The sequence below is a fragment of the Streptomyces sp. NPDC090032 genome (genome assembly GCF_044748025.1).
In the GTDB taxonomy this organism is placed as follows: Bacteria; Actinomycetota; Actinomycetes; order Streptomycetales; family Streptomycetaceae; genus Streptomyces.
In genome coordinates, this window is the sequence record NZ_JBIVFF010000001.1 from 746,248 (window position 1) to 761,951 (window position 15,704).

Consider the following 15,704-nt stretch of genomic DNA (forward strand, 5'->3'; position numbering starts at 1 on the left):
CCGCCCCCTGTCCGTACGGAAGGCCCGCATGACCACCGCCGCACAGCCGGCCGCCCCGCAGTACGCGGTCGGCTCTCTCGTCCACGCTCGGGGCCGCGAATGGGTCGTGCTGCCCGAGTCACAGGCCGATCTGCTCGTCCTGCGGCCTCTCGGCGGCAGCGACGACGACATCGCGGGGGTGCTGCCTGCTCTGGAGACCGTGGTGCCCGCCACGTTCGCGCCGCCTACCCCGGATGACCTGGGCGACCAGCATGCGGCCGGCCTCCTGCGCACGGCGCTGCGGATTGGGTTCCGGTCGGGCGCAGGACCGTTCCGGTCGCTCGCGTCGATCTCCGTCGACCCGCGCCCGTACCAGCTGGTGCCGCTGCTGATGGCGCTGCGCCAGGACACGGTGCGGCTGCTGATCGCGGACGACGTCGGCATCGGCAAGACCGTCGAGGCCGGCCTGATCGCCGCCGAGCTGCTCGCACAGGGTGACGCGCGGGGTCTGGTCGTGCTGTGCTTGCCCGCGCTCGCCGAGCAGTGGCGGGCCGAACTGCACAGCAAGTTCGGCATCGACGCCCGGCTCGTGCTGCCCTCGACGATCGGCCGCCTGGTGCGGGAGACGCCGTACGGGCAGTCGGTGTTCAGGCCCGAGGGCGCCTACGTCGTGTCGACCGACTTCATCAAGTCGCCCCGCCACCGCGAGGACTTCCTGCGCAACTGCCCCGACCTGGTGATCGTCGACGAGGCGCACGCGTGCGTCGCCGACACCGCCCGCGGCGCCGGTGCCACCGGACGCGGTTCGCAGCAGCGCTACGCCCTCATCCGCACCCTCGCCGACGACGCGAAGCGCCACCTCCTCCTCGTCACGGCGACCCCGCACAGCGGCAAGGAGGAGCCCTTCCGCCGCCTCATCGGCCTCCTCGACGACCGTCTCGCCTCCGTCAGCCTCGACACCGACGCGGGACGGCGCCTGCTCGCCGAGTTCCTGGTGCAGCGGCGCCGCGCCGACATCCGCGAGGACTTCGAGGGCGACGGCGCCCTGTTCCCCTCGGACCGTGACACCGCCGAAGCCGCGTACACCCTGCACCGCGACTACAAGAAGCTCCTGGACGAGGTGCTCGCCTACGCCCGCGAGACGGTCCGCTCCGCCGACGGTGCGCTCCAGCAGCGCCAGCGCTGGTGGTCGACGCTCGCCCTGCTGCGCACCCTGTCCTCGTCCCCGTCCGCCGCCGTGAAGTCACTGAACACGCGGGCCGGTGTCACCGAGGCGGACACCCCCGAAGAGGCCGACCACACCGGCGAGGCCACCGTCTCCGACCCGGCGGACAGCGAGGGCGCGCACTCGGCGGACGAGGTGCCGGGCGCCGACGTGGACGAGAAGGAGAAGGTCCGCCTGCTCGCCATGGCCGAAGCGGCCAAGAAGCTCCAAGGCCCGTTCCGCGACGCCAAGTTGAGAAAGGTCACGGACACCGTCACCGAGCTGCTCACCGCCGGATACCAGCCGCTCGTCTTCTGCCGCTACATCGCGACCGCCGACTACGTCGCCGAGCACCTCGGCAAGGCCCTCAACCCCAAGGCGAAGAAGGGCGACACGGCCCCGCCCGGCGCCCGGCCGGGGGACATCGCCGTCACCTCCGTCACCGGCGAGCTCTCCCCGGACCAGCGCCTGGCCCGGATCGCCGCGCTCACCGGCACCGACGAGGACGGCAACCCGCCCGCCGAGCGCCGCGTCCTCGTCGCCACCGACTGCCTGTCCGAGGGCGTCAACCTCCAGGAGTCCTTCGACGCGGTCATCCACTACGACCTCGCCTGGAACCCGACCCGGCACGAGCAGCGCGAGGGCCGCGTCGACCGGTTCGGACAGCGCACCGACACGGTGAAGGCCCTCACGCTGTACGGCGCCGACAACCCGGTCGACGGCATCGTCCTGAACGTCCTGCTGCGCAAGCACGAGCGCATCCGCCGCGCCACCGGCATCTCCGTGCCGGTGCCGCAGGAGTCCGAGAGCGCCGTGCAGGCCGTCTTCGAGGGCCTGATCCTGCGCGGGGAGCGGCCCGCGTACGAGCAGGAGGGCCTGTTCCCGCAGGAGGAGGCTGCCGAGCAGCTGGAGATCGCCTGGCAGTCGTCCGCCGACCGCGAGAAGGCATCGCGCTCGCGCTACGCCCAGCACACCATCAAGAAGGACGACGTGGCCGTGGAGGTCGCCGAGGTCCGGGCCGCCCTCGGCACCGTCGAGGAGGTGCAGGCCTTCACCCGCCGTGCCCTGAACGCGCTGCGCGGCGTGCCCGCCGACCGCAAGGAGGGCGGATTCACCGTGCACACCGACGCCCTCCCGCGCCCGCTGCGCGAGACGATCACGCGCGCGCTCGGCCCGCGCCACCCGCGCCCCGTCGTCCTGCACGACGCGCCCAGCGCGCCGCGCGGCGAGGCGGCCCTCACCCGCACCGACCCGGTCGTGGCGGCGACCGCCCGCTTCGTCCTGGACTCCGCCCTCGACGCCAAGACCCTGGCCTGGCAGCGTCCGGCCCGCCGCTGCGGTGTTATCCGTACGACGGCGGTCTCCCGCCGCACCACGCTTCTCCTCATACGGCACCGCTTCCAGCTCGCGCTGCCCACCCGCGACGGCTCGGTGCACCCGCAGCTCGCGGAGGACGCCCGCCTCGTCGCGTTCCGCGGCTCGGCCGCCGCCCCCGAATGGCTCACCGAACAGGAGGCCCTGGCCCTGCTCGACGTCCGCGCCACCGGCAACACCGAACCGGCCGCCTCCGAGGGCCGCATCGCTGAGATCCTCGACGCGCTTCCTGATGCCCTGATGCCTGAACTTCGCGTCCGTTCAAAGGAGTTGGGGAAACAATTGGAGGATTCGCATCGCCGGGTGCGCACCGCGTCCCGCGCCCGCCTTCAGGGCTTGAAGGTCACGTCGCAGGGTGATCCGGACGTCCTCGGCGTCTACCACTACCTCCCGGCGCCGACGCTGGCCCTGGACTCGCTGGACGACTCGCAGGACGTGGACGCATGAGTCTCGCGCGCACCCTGGTCACCGACACGGTCGCCACCGTCGGCGGCCTCCTTCCGTACGACCTCCTGGAGCGGATCAAGGAGGGCAAGGAACAGACCGGTTCCCAGCCTGCCGACTACCGTCTCTACGCCAAGGGCGACTCGGTGCGCGACGCCGCCGAGCGCTCCTGGGGCTACCTCTGCGGCGTGTGGACGGCCTACCAGGACGCCCTCGCCCGCGACGGCGCGAACGCCGACGACTTCGTGCACGCGGTGGGCCTGACCCGCGAGCGCTGGCTGCTGCCGCTCTTCGAGCAGCTCGGCTTCGGCGGCCTCGCACCGATCGCCGAACCGGGCCTGCCCGCGCACGACGAGACGAAGAACTTCCCCGTCAGCCACCGCTGGGAGCACGTCCCGGTCCACCTCACCGGCTGGAACGTCCACCTCGACCGGCGTACCGACGGCCGTCCCGCCCAGGCGCCGCAGTCGATGCTTCAGGAGTACCTGAACCGCTCGGGCGACGCGGCCCTGTGGGGTGTGGTCTCCAACGGCCGACTCCTCAGTGTGCTGCGCGAGTCGGCGTCCCTGACCGGTGTCGCCTACGTCGAGTTCGACCTCGAGGCCATCTTCGAGGGCAACCGCAGCGACGACTTCGTCCTGCTGTGGCGACTGCTGCACCGCACCCGCTTCGAGAAGCGCACGGCGGGCGGCCCGGTCGCCGACTGCTTCCTGGAGAAGTGGCGCACCGAGGCCATCGACTCCGGCACCCGCGCCCTCAAGGCGCTGCGCAAGGGTGTGGAGGAGGCTCTGGAGGCGATCGGTACGGGGCTGATCGCCCATCCCGACAACACGGCCCTGCTCGACGATCTGCACGCCCGCCGCCGCAGCGTCCGCGACCTGCACCCCGGCCTGCTCCGCCTCGTCTACCGCCTGCTGTTCCTGTTCGTCACCGAGGACCGCGGCGTCCTCCTCGACCCCGAGGCGACGCCCCGCGCCCGCGAGACGTACGAGAAGTACTTCTCCACGGCCCGCCTGCGCCGCCTCGCCGGCCGCACCGGCACCGCCCACGGCGACCAGTGGGAGGCCCTGCGCCTGGTCATCGACGGCCTCGGCGCCGGCGGCGGCCGACCCGAACTGGCCCTGCCCGCGCTGGGCGGCCTGTTCGAGAAGAAGCCCGAGGACGAGGCGCTCGACGGCCTCAGCCTCACGAACGAGGCCCTGTACGACGTCGTGGCGGCGCTCTGCGTCATCTACGACGAGCGGCTGAAGCGTCCCCGCAAGGTCGACTACCGCCACCTCGGCGCCGACGAACTCGGCTCCGTCTACGAGTCGTTGCTCGAACTCGAACCCCGCCTCGACACCGGCGACCGCTACGTCCTGCGCAAGCTCGACGGCAACGACCGCAAGACGTCCGGCTCTTACTACACCCCGTCCCCGCTCATCGACTGCCTCCTCGACTCGGCGCTCGACCCGGTCATCGACGAGGCCGTCCGCTCCGCGAGCACCCGCCAGGAACGCGAGGACGCCCTCCTCGCCCTCACCGTCTGCGACCCCGCCTGCGGCTCGGGCCACTTCCTCGTCGCCGCGGCCCGACGCATTGCCCGCCGCCTCGCCGAGATCCGCGCCGACGACCCCGAGCCCGACGCCAAGGTCGTCACGCACGCGCTGCGCGACGTGATCGGGCGCTGCGTGTACGGGGTCGACCTCAACCACATGGCCGTCGAACTCGCCAAGGTCTCGTTGTGGATCGAGGCGATGGAGCCGGGGCGGCCCCTCACGTTCCTTGACGCGCACATCAAGCACGGCAACGGCCTGCTCGGCACAACGCCTAAGCTCCTCGCGGGCGGCCTGCCCGACGACGCGTTCAAGCCCCTTGAGGGCGACGATCGTAAGTGGGTCACGGCCCTGAAGGCCCGCAACAAGGCCGAGCGGGAGGCGTGGCGCACCGCCCTCGACAAGAAGGCGTCCCAGGACTCCCTGTTCGACGAGGACGCGATCGTCCTCGCGGACCCCAACGACGGTGTGGGGAAGGGCATTTCGGCGATCACCGCGAAGGAGACGCGGATACTGGCCGACGTCCAGGAACAGGCCCGCGCTTACCACGAGCTGACCACGTCTCGCGACCACCGGAGGGCACTGCTGCTCGCCAACGCGTGGTGCGCGGCGTTCGTGTGGCCGAAGGGGGGTGCGGCCGAACGGGTTCCGGCGCTCACCACGAAGGGCCTGCTCGCCCTGCACGCCGACCCCGCGGGCCGCGAACTGCCCAACGGCACCGTCGACTTGGTGGGTGGCCTGGCCGACGCCTACCGGTTCTTCCACTGGCACCTGGAGTTCCCGGAGGTGTTCCGGGTGCCGGGGGATCCGGCGGCGCCGGGTGTGGACCAGCGGACCGGGTGGCGGGGCGGGTTCAGTTGCGTGCTGGGGAATCCGCCGTGGGAGCGCGTCAAACTCCAGGAACAGGAGTTCTTCGCCACCCGCGACGAGGACATCGCCAAGGCCGCGAACAAGGCGGAGCGCGAACGCCGCATCGACGCCCTCGCCAACAGCGACGACAGTACGGACCGCGAGCTGCACGCCGAGTTCATCGCGGCCCGCCGCCTCTCCGAGGGGGTCAGCCATCTGCTGCGCGCCTCGGGCCGCTTCCCGCTGGCAGGCCGCGGCGACGTGAACACGTACGCCGTCTTCGCTGAGACTGCATCGCGCGGGATCGCACCGCAGGGCCGCTTCGGCCTGGTCCTGCCGACCGGCATCGCCACGGACGCGACCACGGCGGAATTCTTCTCCGACCTGGTCCGCGCCGCGCGGCTCGCCTCGTTCCTGGACTTCGAGAACGAGGCGTTCATCCTCAGCCGCGACGTAGACCACCGGGTCCGCTTCTCCCTGCTCACCGCCACGGGTGTCGGCTCGCGCGTCGAGGAGGCGTCCTTCGCCTTCGGCACCCGCCACATGGAGACCCTGGAGGAGCGGCGCTTCGCGATGCCGCCCGAGGAGATCCTCCTCGTCAACCCCAACACTGGCACCCTGCCGGTCTTCCGCAGCCGCCGGGACGCCGAGATCACCCTCGGCATCTACCGCCGCGTCCCGGTCCTGATGCGGGAGCCAGACGCGGACGGCAAGGGCGGCTCGAACCCGTGGGACCTGTCGTTCATGACCATGTTCCACATGTCCAACGACTCCCACCTCTTCCGCACCAAGGAGCAACTGGAGGCGGAGGGTTGGCAGTTGACCGGCAACATCTTTGCCCGGAGCGAGGAGGAGATCCGCGCCGGGGACCAGCGCCGGTACCTCCCGCTGTACGAGGCGAAGATGTTCCACCACTACGACCACCGCCTCGGCACGTACGAGGGCCAGACCCGGGCGCAGGCGAATGTGGGGACGCTGCCGCGGGCGACGGTGCAGCAGCATGATGATCCGGGGTTTGCGCCGTTGCCGCGGTACTGGGTGCCGGAGTTCGACGTGGACTCGGGTAAGCGGAACAAGAAGTTCGAGCCGATCATGTGGCCTGGGGTTGCTGCGCGACTGGCGGAGCGGGAGTGGTGGAGGGGGTGGTTGATGGGGTGGCGCGATGTTGCTCGGTCTACGGACACGCGCACAATGATTGGCTGCCCGCTCCCCGCGCATGGGGTCGGCCACAAGTTCCCGCTGATGTTCGTGCCGACCGGCGCCGCAGCGCTGACGGGAGTGCTGTCGTCGTACGTGTTCGACTACGTCGTCCGTCAGAAGGTCGCCGGCACGTCGATGACCTACGGGTACGTCATGCAGTTTCCAGTGCCGACGCCCGATGGCGAGGGCCCCTTCGGGACGAGGTTGGCGTCGTGGCTCACGCCGCGCGTGCTTGAACTCACTTTCACCAGCCGGGACATGGCTTCTTTCGCCCGTGACCACGGCGACGAGGGCGCGCCCTTCCGCTGGAACGAGGAACGCCGAGAGCTCATCCGAGCCGAACTGGACGCCGCCATGTTTCACATCTACGGGCTCGGCCGCGAGGACGTCGAGTACGTGATGGGGACGTTCCCCACGGTGAGGAAGCGGGACGAGGCCGCCCACGGCACCTACCGCACCCGCGACCTCATCCTCGACGCCTACGACCGCATGACGAAGGCCCGCGCCACCGGCGCCGAGTACCAGACCCTTCTGGACCCGCCGCCCGGCAAGGGGCCGCGCCACGAGGTCAACTGAGGCCGGCGACGAACCTGTTCCAGGCGCCCGGCGTGAACGCGAGCCGGGCGCCGTCGGGGCGCTTGGAATCGCGGACGTGAAGGGCAGGGCGGGCGGGGTCGGGGGCGATCTCGACGCAGGCGCCGCCCTCGCCGCTGCTGTAGCTGCTCTTGAACCAACGTAGCTGTGCGGGCTGTTCGCTGCTCATCAATCTCCCAGCAACTGCTTGATCAGGCTCAGGGACTCGCGTGGGGTGAGGGCCTGGGCGCGGATACTTCCGTAACGTGCCGCCAGGATAGGCACCTCGTCCGGGTCCGTGACGAGTCGGCTGACGTGCTGGACCTCCAAATACCCAACCTGGGCACGCCCTTTGGGCCTGAGCAGAATGAACGACCCCCCCAAGCTCGGATGCTCCTGCTGCTCCATGGGCAGCACCTGGAGCTCGACACTGCGCAGCTCCCCGAACCGCAACAGCGCTTCCAGCTGTTCGCCATGCACGTCCCGGCCGCCGAGCGGGCGGCGTAGCACCGACTCCTCGATGACGAACGTCGTGCGGGGCGGCGGCCAGCGCTCGAACACCTCTTGACGTGCGAGTCGCGCTGCCACCCGCTGCTCGATGGTCTCCTCGTCCAGTAGGGGCTGGCGCGTACGGAACACTACGCGCGCGTGGGCCTCCGTTTGGAGAAGCCCAGGGACGGCAGTGGCGCTGTAATCGTTGACCTCCGCCGCCTCCCCCTCCAACCGCGCATAATCCCGAAACCACTCCGGATGCCGCACCCGCCGCCGCGCCTTCGCCCGCCCCACAACCTCCGCCGCGGCCGCCAACAGGCCCCCACACCCCAGCAACTCATCGACAGCAACCAGGAGGTCAGGCTGGGGTGTGCGCCTGCCGCGCTCGATGGAGGAGACGGTCTCCTCCCCGTAACCGAGCCGCTCGCCCAGCTCCTTCTGGCTCAGGCTCGCCCGCTCCCTGGCCACCTTGATCTGCCGCCCCACCGCCCGGAAGAGGTCCGCCGTCTCGTCCGTGGTGTCGGTCTCCTGCTCGGCCATGCGCACACCTCCGCTTCCCCCGGCATACGTCCCGGTCACGGCCGTACGCCCGTACAGTCCACCCTGCGCAGCCGGACAGTCACCATGTGTACCGGCCTGCGACCTCCCCACCGTAGAGCCACTCCGTCACGCTCGGTGAGGTGAACCAGGAATCCACCACCGCAACCGGCGAACTCCTCACCCCACGTGAACTCGCCCGTCCCGTACGTCACTTCAGTACGCGCTTCCCTGCGACCCGGCGCGGCGCGCACGCCGCACGCCACCTCGCGGAGCGTGAACTCGCCGCATGGGAGGGTGTGCCGGAAGAGATCGCCGAGTCGGCGGTGCTCGTCGTCGCCGAACTCGCCGCGAACGCCGCGCTGCACGGCCGGGTGTCCGGCCGCGGCGCCCGCCCGACACTCGCCCTCGCCACCGACGGCGTCCTGCGCGTCGAGGTCACGGACGCGCGCGGCGAGCGCGCGCCCGCCCCGCCCCCGGTCCAGGGCGGCGAGAGCGGTCGCGGGCTGCTGCTCGTGGCAGCGCTCGCGGACCGGTGGGGATGGACGCCGTACCCGCCGAGCGGCAAGAGTGTTTGGGCTGAGTTCGACCTCCGGCGGGCGCGGTGACGCCCGCCCCGAGGCGTGCCCGCTACGAGGCGTCGCGCCGCTCCCAGCAGCCGCGGAACCACTCCAAGGTCTCGTTCAGCAGCTCCTGGTTGTGTTCCTTGTCCAGCACCGTGAGGCGGAAGGACGGGCGCAGCTCCAACTTGCCCTCGGGGATGTCGATTCCCTCCAACTGGTTGAGCCTGGTGAGGAGTTCGGCGCGCAACGCCCGGTCGGTGAACGGTGCGCGGGCCGTCAGGTGCTGGAACACCACCTCCGCCGTACCGCCGCGGCCGCTGCCCGGGTAGAGGGTGAGCGGCCAGATGCCACGGCCCGGGGCACCCGCCTCGCCGAGCATCAGGAACGCACTGGTGGTGACAGTGCCGCCACCGTGACCGATCCAGCCGCCGAGCTCTTCCCAGCGGACGAGGACCGCGGCGACCGCGGCCACTGTCTCCGGTGAGTCGTCCGCGGCCAGCTGTCGGAAGAACCGGTCGGCGCCGGTCTCCATGGAGGCCGACCCGTCGATCTCCTGGTCCCCGTCCTCGCCGCTCACGAGCGCGGCCAGGTCGTCCGGAGTGAGGCGCTGCACCGGGTCCGCGGCGCCGGAGACGGTGAACAAGACGCCGTCGGCGGCCAGCCGAGCCCGTACGTCCGGTCCCGTGTATCCGGGCGGCCACTGGAAGCCGGCGGCGACCCGTCCCTCGGACGTGAGGACCCGGTAGGCGTGGATGATGCCGGTGGGCTGGGCGAGGTGCTGGCCGACCGCCTGCGCCGACGAACCGAGCAGCGCAGCCACGTCGCCGTACGAGGTCCAGGTGCCGTGGGGGAGCGCGGCGAGGGCCTGATGGGCCAGGCCCCAGTCGCGGCCGCGCTCGGCCCGGCCTACACCACCCAGAGGAGCGGGCCACAACTCGACGGCCCGGTCGGCGAGTTCGTCGGCGCGGGCCAGGATCTCGCGGGCGCCCCAGCGGTCCGTGGCCGCGATCCGGCGGTTCATCTCCAGATGGCTGGCGTCGAGCAGATCCTGTTTGCGGGTGAAGGGGTGGTTCGACAGTTCGGTGTTCTGGGCGGTGAGGGTGAGGTTTCCCAGCGTGTGGCGCAGCCGGGCGTGCAGTTCCTCCGCGCTCTCGCCGTCCTGTGTCTCCTCGGCCAGCGTCGCCAGCCATTCCTTACCCGGAGACTGCGGCAGCACGTGCTCGATGGTGAGCTGCGCCGCAGCAAAGTCGACCGGCTCCGGATGCCCGTAACTCTCCTCCAGGCGCTGGAGCACCAACGCCCGCTGGTTCCACCGGCCGTACTGGTAGAACGGCGCCGTGCGGATCCGCTCGCGCAGCTCCTCGTCGTCCGGCCAGAAGCGGTTCTCCGCCGACAGCACCCGGCGCAGCCCCTCCGCGACCGGTACATCCAGCGGGAGCTGCCCCGGCAGGGCCTGGAAGACGCGGTTCAGGTTGTTGGTCGGGATGCGGCAGATCATTCGGCGGACCAGGAAGCTTTCCACGTACGCGAGGGCCCGCGCCAGTTCGGCGTCGTCGAGGTCGCCCCGCTCGCGCCGGTCGAGCAGCAGCATCAGGGCCGGGTGCGTGGCGGTCGCCTGCCACACATCGAGCCGGTGCAGGGCGGCGCACACGCCCGGGTCCGGCTCCTCCTCGGGGTGCAGGAGACGACGCAAGTGCGCGCCGCGGCGGTGCAGTTCCCGTATATAGGCCTCGATCTCGGCCTCGCCCGTGACCCCTTGGCGCTCGAAGCGGCGTTGCTGAGCCGCGTACAGATCCTGGCGGCGCACCCGGTCGTCGCCGTCGAGAACCAGCTGGAGCCACATCAGCTGCTCCAGCTCGTCGTTGGCGAGGCTGTCCTGGAGAGGCAGCCAGTACGTCTCGTAGACGTGCTCGCCGCGCGTCGGAAGCCGCATGAACAAGTGGTTGCGAAGCAGGTCGGCCTGGCTGAGCTGGAGACCGGTGTTGTTGAGGGACTCGAAGATGCGATGCACGTTGTCACCGCGTTCCGCGGTCACCGACACCAGCGTGAGCCGGGACGTGATGGCCTGCTCGATACGGAACACGTCCTGCCCGATGGCCCGGTCGTCCGCCTCGACGAGCTTGCGCCGGAAGAAGGCGTACGCCGTCGCCACCCCGCCGACCGCGCCCTCCTGGGTGAGTGGGCCGCGGATGTGCGCGGCGAACGCCGCCCGGTCCGCCTGGGTCGGCAGCAGGCGGAAGTACTCGGTGCCCTTCTTGCGCTTGTTGACCAGGTACTCCTCGTTGATCCGGTCCGCTTCCTCGGGGTGGGTGTCTGTGACGTGGTCACGCAGCGCGGCCAGGGCGAGGGTGAGCGTGGTCAGCCGCTGCTGTCCGTCGACCACGAGGTGGTAGGGGAAGGTGACCTCGTACTGCGGCGACGGTGCCAGGACGACAGAGCCGAGGAAGTGGGTGCTCGCGGTGTGCGCGGACTCCTCGGACGCGACGATCTCCGCCTGTTCGAGGATGTCGTTCCACAACTGCCGCAGCTGCTTCTCCGTCCAGGAGTACGTGCGCTGGTACAGCGGCACCTGGAACTGCTGGGCGCGGCCCTGCACCAGATCCGCGAACAAAGTCTCCTTGGCCTGCACGGCCGCCCCCTAGGGTCGTACGAACGTCACGAGGGAAGATGTCTCCGTCTGGAGCATCCTCCGCCGCGTAAACTGAGTCAACGCCTGTTTTGGATGGGGTTGTTGACGGAGGTGGGGAGCATGCCGCAGATCGCGATCACCAGCACGTTCTGGGAAGGGGTCGACCGGCTCGACAAGCCTGCTCGTGCCCGCGTGCACAAGGCCATGGCGAAGTTCCAGAATATGACGGTCACTCAACTCCACGCGGACAAGGGGCTGCACCTGGAGTCCGTCGTCAGCTCGCGTGATCCACGGATGCGGACGATCAGGGTCGACGACGGCCTGCGGATCGTGCTGCTCGCCCCCGACGACGGCAGCGACCTCTTCGTGTTCGTGCACGTCGTCCCGCACGACAAGGCGTACGCGTGGGCGCGGCGGCGTCTGTACACGGTGAACTCCGTGACCCGCTGCCTGGAGGTCCGGGACCTCACTGCCATGGAGCAGATCACGCCCATGTTCGAGAAGGAGGCAGCCGCCGCACCGACGCTGCTGTTCGCGCCGTGGTCCGACACCGTGCTGCGCGACCTCGGTGTCGACGACGTGACGCTGCGCGCAGCCCGCACCATCACCGGGAAGGGGCAGCTGGAGGCGTTCGGGTCGCTGATGCCCGAGGACCAGTTCGAGGCGCTGTGGCTGCTGGCCGAAGGGTATGAACCCGCGGACATCTATCGTGACTTGGTGGCACCGCGGCTGAAGGAAGACGCTGCGGACCCGAGTGCGGCCGGGAAGGGCGACGACATCGCTGCCGCCGTCACCCGCACCCGCAGCCGCATCGCTCTGGTCACCGGGCCCGAAGAGCTCGACGACATCCTCGCCAAGCCCTTCGACGCCTGGCGGATCTTCCTGCACCCCACCCAGCGACGCATCGCCTACCGGCCCACCTACGCGGGCCCTGCCCAGATCACCGGGGGGCCCGGCACCGGCAAGACCGTCGTCGCCCTGCACCGCGTCAAGCACCTGCTCGGCCGCGCGCCGCGCACCCGCATCCTGCTCACCACGTACACCGGCGCCCTGGCCCGCTCGCTGCGCGCGGGCCTCGCGCTGCTCCTCGACCATGACGAGGAGCTCCTCGCCCGCGTCGACGTCACCACCGTCGATGCCGTCGCCACCCGCACCGTACGGGCGGCGCGCGGCAACCCGGGCCGCCCCCTGTCCGGCAAGGACGAGCGCACCCGGTGGGACCGCCTCGCGCGCCGCCGCCGACTGCCGTGGAACGCCGCCTTCCTGGCGCAGGAATACCGGCACGTGATCCTCGCGCAGAACCTCCGCGACGAGGACGCCTACCTGGCGTGCGAGCGGCACGGCCGCGGGAGTGCCTTGCGCCGCGCCCAGCGGGTCCAGGTGTGGCAGGCCGTGACCGAGTTCGAGGCCGACCTTGCCCGTGAACGCACCCACACCTGGCTGCAGTTGTGCGCCGAGGCGACCCGGTTGCTCGCCGGCCAGGGGGCGACGGACGGGGTTTCGTACGACCATGTCGTCGTCGACGAGGCCCAGGACCTGCACCCTGCGCAGTGGCGGCTGCTGCGGGCCCTCGTTCCCGCGGGCCCCGACGACCTGTTCATCACCGGCGACCCGCACCAGCGGATCTACGACTCCCGGGTCAGCCTGCGCTCCCTCGGCATCCCCGTCACCGGGCGCGCCGGCCGACTGCGCATCAACTACCGCTCCACGGAAGAGATTCTGCGATGGTCGCGCGCCCTGCTCGACGGCGCCCCCGTCACCGACCTGGGAGGCGACGGCGACGACACCCTCGCCGGATACCGTTCCCTGCTGCACGGAGCGCAGCCCTCCTGCACCGGATACGACGCCGAGGCGGCGGAGGCGGACGCGGTCGTCGCGCGCGTACGGGACTGGCTGGAGGCGGGCGTCATCGCCTCCGACATCGCCGTGTGCGCCCGTTTCAACACCCTGATGGACAAACTCGCCGAGCGTCTGGCCCGGGCCGGAATCCCGGTCGTCCGGATCCGTGACGGCGAACAGCAAGGAGCGGCTGGGGTGCGCCTGTCGACGCTGCACAGCATGAAGGGCCTGGAATACCGCTGCGTTGCGGTCGCGGGGGTGACCGCGAGTGCCTTCCCGTACGGGCCCGCCGTCACCGATCGGGCCGTCGACCACCTGCAGCACGCCACCGACCTGGCGGCCGAACGCTGTCTGCTCTTCGTCGCCTGCACGCGCGCTCGCGAGGCGCTGTCGGTCACGTACCACAAAACGCCCAGCGAGTTCCTGGGCCGGTGAACGGCGCCCGGCCGCTCACGCCGGTGTGCTCGTTCCGTGCACGGGCAGGGTCGTCCCGGCCGCGCTCCTGCGTGAGACTGTGGTGATCTGGCGGCCGTCGAGGACGACACGGAACATGTCGTCCTCGACGATGACGACCACGGTCGTGCGGGCGAAGCGCGGCCCCAGGAGGATCGGTTGGGACTCGACCACGATCCGGCCCGCGCTGTCGACATCGCACCGGACGGTGACGGGGTGGCCGTACCGCCGAGCCGGGCGGCCGACGAGGTGTCGGTGCTGGGACGCCCAGGACGGTTCGAGTCGGTCGAGGTCCGACAGCTGGGCGGGGCGTGTTCCCGGCTGGACGGTCCGCGCCTCAGCCGCTGCCTTCCGGCCGGTGGTGGTGTCCGGCACGGTCCTGCGGCGGGCCGCGGACGGTTTGCCCTGACGCTTGCCCCTGCCCTCGACCTTGGGCTCGGCAAGTGCGGGCAGGCTCAGGACGCCGCGGACGGCCACGGTCGCCCGCACCTGGTCCGTGGCCTTCTTCTCTACCTGACGTACCCGCTCGCGGGTGACGCCGAGCTGTCGGCCGATGGCGTTCAGGGTCTGCGGGGTGTCGCCGTTCAGCCCGTACCGCAGGGAGAGGACGAACATCTCGCGCGGCGACAGGTCGTCGACGGCGGCGGCGACCTCCTCGGTCACCACCGCCCGGTCGCCGTACGGGCCGTCGGCAGGCGACTGCGGCACCTCGGACCGGTCCGCCGCCTCGGCGAGCCATTCGTCGCCGAGCTCCTCCCGTAGGGCCTCAAGCGACACCGTCTCCCGGACCTGGCCGAGAACCCCGCGGGCCCGGTCCTGGGTCGTCCCGGCGTGCGCGGCCACCTGGTCCAGCGCGTCGTGCGGCCTGTCGAGCCCCAGCTCGTGCGAGGCACGGTCCAACGCGGTCAGAAGTTCATGGGCGTGGACCGGTATCCGTACCGTCCGCCCGAGGTCGGCGTGGGCCCGCCGCACCGCCTGCCGGATCCAGTGCGTCGCGTACGTGGAGAATTTGAGGCCGAGCTCATGGTCGTACATCTCGATGGCGTGCAGCAGGCCGAGGTTGCCCTCCTGGACCAGGTCGAGGAGATCGACGCCGCGCCCCTGGTAGCGGACGGCGATGCTCACCACGAGCCGCAGGTTCGCCTCGAAGAACTCCGTGTGTGCCCGCCCGCCCCGTGCCACGATCTCCTCCAGTTCGCGTCGCAGGCGAGGGGCCATCTTGCGCTGTGCCTTCAGCCGTTCCCCGGCCAGCAGGCCCGCCTCCACGGCACGGGCCAGCTCCTTCTCGCGGGCGTGATCGAGCAGCGCGCGGCGGCCGATCTGCTTGCGGTAGTACGCGAGGCAGTCGAAGTCGGCGGCGGTGGGTGCAGCCACGGGAGGGACGGGCACGGCCACCGTGCGGGCCGGGGATACGGATGCATCGGGGGTGCTGCTGCCAAGTGCTTCGACGGGGGGAGCAGCGGGATTCGGCGGCGGGGCGCAGGTGGCCCGTCGCCGCGGCACCCGCGCATGCGGGTCGAGGACGCGCACGTCGAACGCGCCGAAGTCCAGGACGGCCGTGTCGGGAATCCGAAGGCGGAACACCGGCCGGACCGCCGCGCTGCCCGGTGCGCCGTCCGTGCGAGCAGCACCGACCGGCGCCGGCGCCGGCGCGGGCACTGCGGTGACGGCACCCAGCCCGAACGCCTCCGCGATGCCGGGCGGCAGCCGCACCCCGAGGGCCAGCGCGCGGGCCAGGGCTGCGGAGTGCAGCGCCCTGTCCGTACCCGTCAGCACGGTTCGTAGGGCGATCGCACTCAGCACCTTCTGCGGTCCGGACGCCTGGATGACCTCAGCGCACAAGCGCGCCACATCCGTCTCGCCGTCCGCTGCCGTGGACGGCCTGAATCCTGTCGTCAACTTGCTCCCCCGTGTGCCTCGCTCGCACAAGAACCGAACCCGGCCCTCAGTGCATCACTCGTTACTGACAATCGATCAGGCGGTGAGGTTGCACAGACTCCTCGCGCGCACCGCGGCATGACCGACACGGAGAT

8 protein-coding genes are annotated in these 15,704 nt (G+C 71.0%); 4 read left to right on the forward strand and 4 right to left on the reverse strand.

Going from position 1 to position 15,704, the window contains the following annotated elements:
- Nucleotides 1–28: 28 nt before the first annotated feature.
- Nucleotides 29–3,004, forward strand: a complete 2,976-nt coding sequence (locus ACIPWY_RS03230) for a helicase-related protein (protein WP_401532082.1) — start codon at nucleotides 29–31, stop codon at nucleotides 3,002–3,004.
- Nucleotides 3,001–7,161 carry a DNA methyltransferase gene (locus ACIPWY_RS03235; RefSeq protein WP_401532083.1) on the forward strand — a complete coding sequence of 1,387 codons (4,161 nt, stop codon included), beginning with the start codon at nucleotides 3,001–3,003 and terminating at the stop codon, nucleotides 7,159–7,161. Before ACIPWY_RS03230 ends, ACIPWY_RS03235 begins: the two co-directional genes overlap by 4 nt.
- On the opposite strand, the gene ACIPWY_RS03240 is transcribed toward ACIPWY_RS03235, so the two are convergent.
- Nucleotides 7,154–7,348: a DUF397 domain-containing protein gene (locus ACIPWY_RS03240; RefSeq protein WP_401532084.1), complete on the reverse strand. Its 195-nt coding sequence runs from the start codon at nucleotides 7,346–7,348 to the stop codon at nucleotides 7,154–7,156. The two genes, ACIPWY_RS03235 and ACIPWY_RS03240, sit on opposite strands and share 8 nt — an antisense overlap.
- Nucleotides 7,348–8,190: a Scr1 family TA system antitoxin-like transcriptional regulator gene (locus tag ACIPWY_RS03245; RefSeq protein WP_401532085.1), complete on the reverse strand. Its 843-nt coding sequence runs from the start codon at nucleotides 8,188–8,190 to the stop codon at nucleotides 7,348–7,350. Before ACIPWY_RS03245 ends, ACIPWY_RS03240 begins: the two co-directional genes overlap by 1 nt.
- 140 nt (nucleotides 8,191–8,330) lie before the next feature.
- Here ACIPWY_RS03245 and ACIPWY_RS03250 point away from each other — a divergent pair, with 140 nt between their 5' ends.
- Nucleotides 8,331–8,795, forward strand: a complete 465-nt coding sequence (locus ACIPWY_RS03250) for an ATP-binding protein (protein ID WP_401532086.1) — start codon at nucleotides 8,331–8,333, stop codon at nucleotides 8,793–8,795.
- 22 nt (nucleotides 8,796–8,817) lie between these two features.
- Here ACIPWY_RS03250 and ACIPWY_RS03255 read toward each other — a convergent pair whose 3' ends face one another.
- The gene (locus ACIPWY_RS03255; protein WP_401532087.1) at nucleotides 8,818–11,379 is read right to left on the reverse strand and encodes a DUF262 domain-containing protein; all 2,562 of its coding nucleotides are present in this window, start codon (nucleotides 11,377–11,379) and stop codon (nucleotides 8,818–8,820) included.
- Nucleotides 11,380–11,499: 120 nt separating this feature from the next.
- On the opposite strand from ACIPWY_RS03255, the gene ACIPWY_RS03260 reads away from it, so the two are divergent.
- Nucleotides 11,500–13,653 (forward strand): UvrD-helicase domain-containing protein, encoded by a 2,154-nt coding sequence (locus ACIPWY_RS03260; RefSeq protein WP_401532088.1) that lies wholly within the window; start codon nucleotides 11,500–11,502, stop codon nucleotides 13,651–13,653.
- Between the two features lie 15 nt (nucleotides 13,654–13,668).
- Here ACIPWY_RS03260 and ACIPWY_RS03265 read toward each other — a convergent pair whose 3' ends face one another.
- Nucleotides 13,669–15,513 (reverse strand): RNA polymerase sigma factor RpoD/SigA, encoded by a 1,845-nt coding sequence (locus ACIPWY_RS03265; protein WP_401532089.1) that lies wholly within the window; start codon nucleotides 15,511–15,513, stop codon nucleotides 13,669–13,671.
- Nucleotides 15,514–15,704 lie beyond the last annotated feature (191 nt).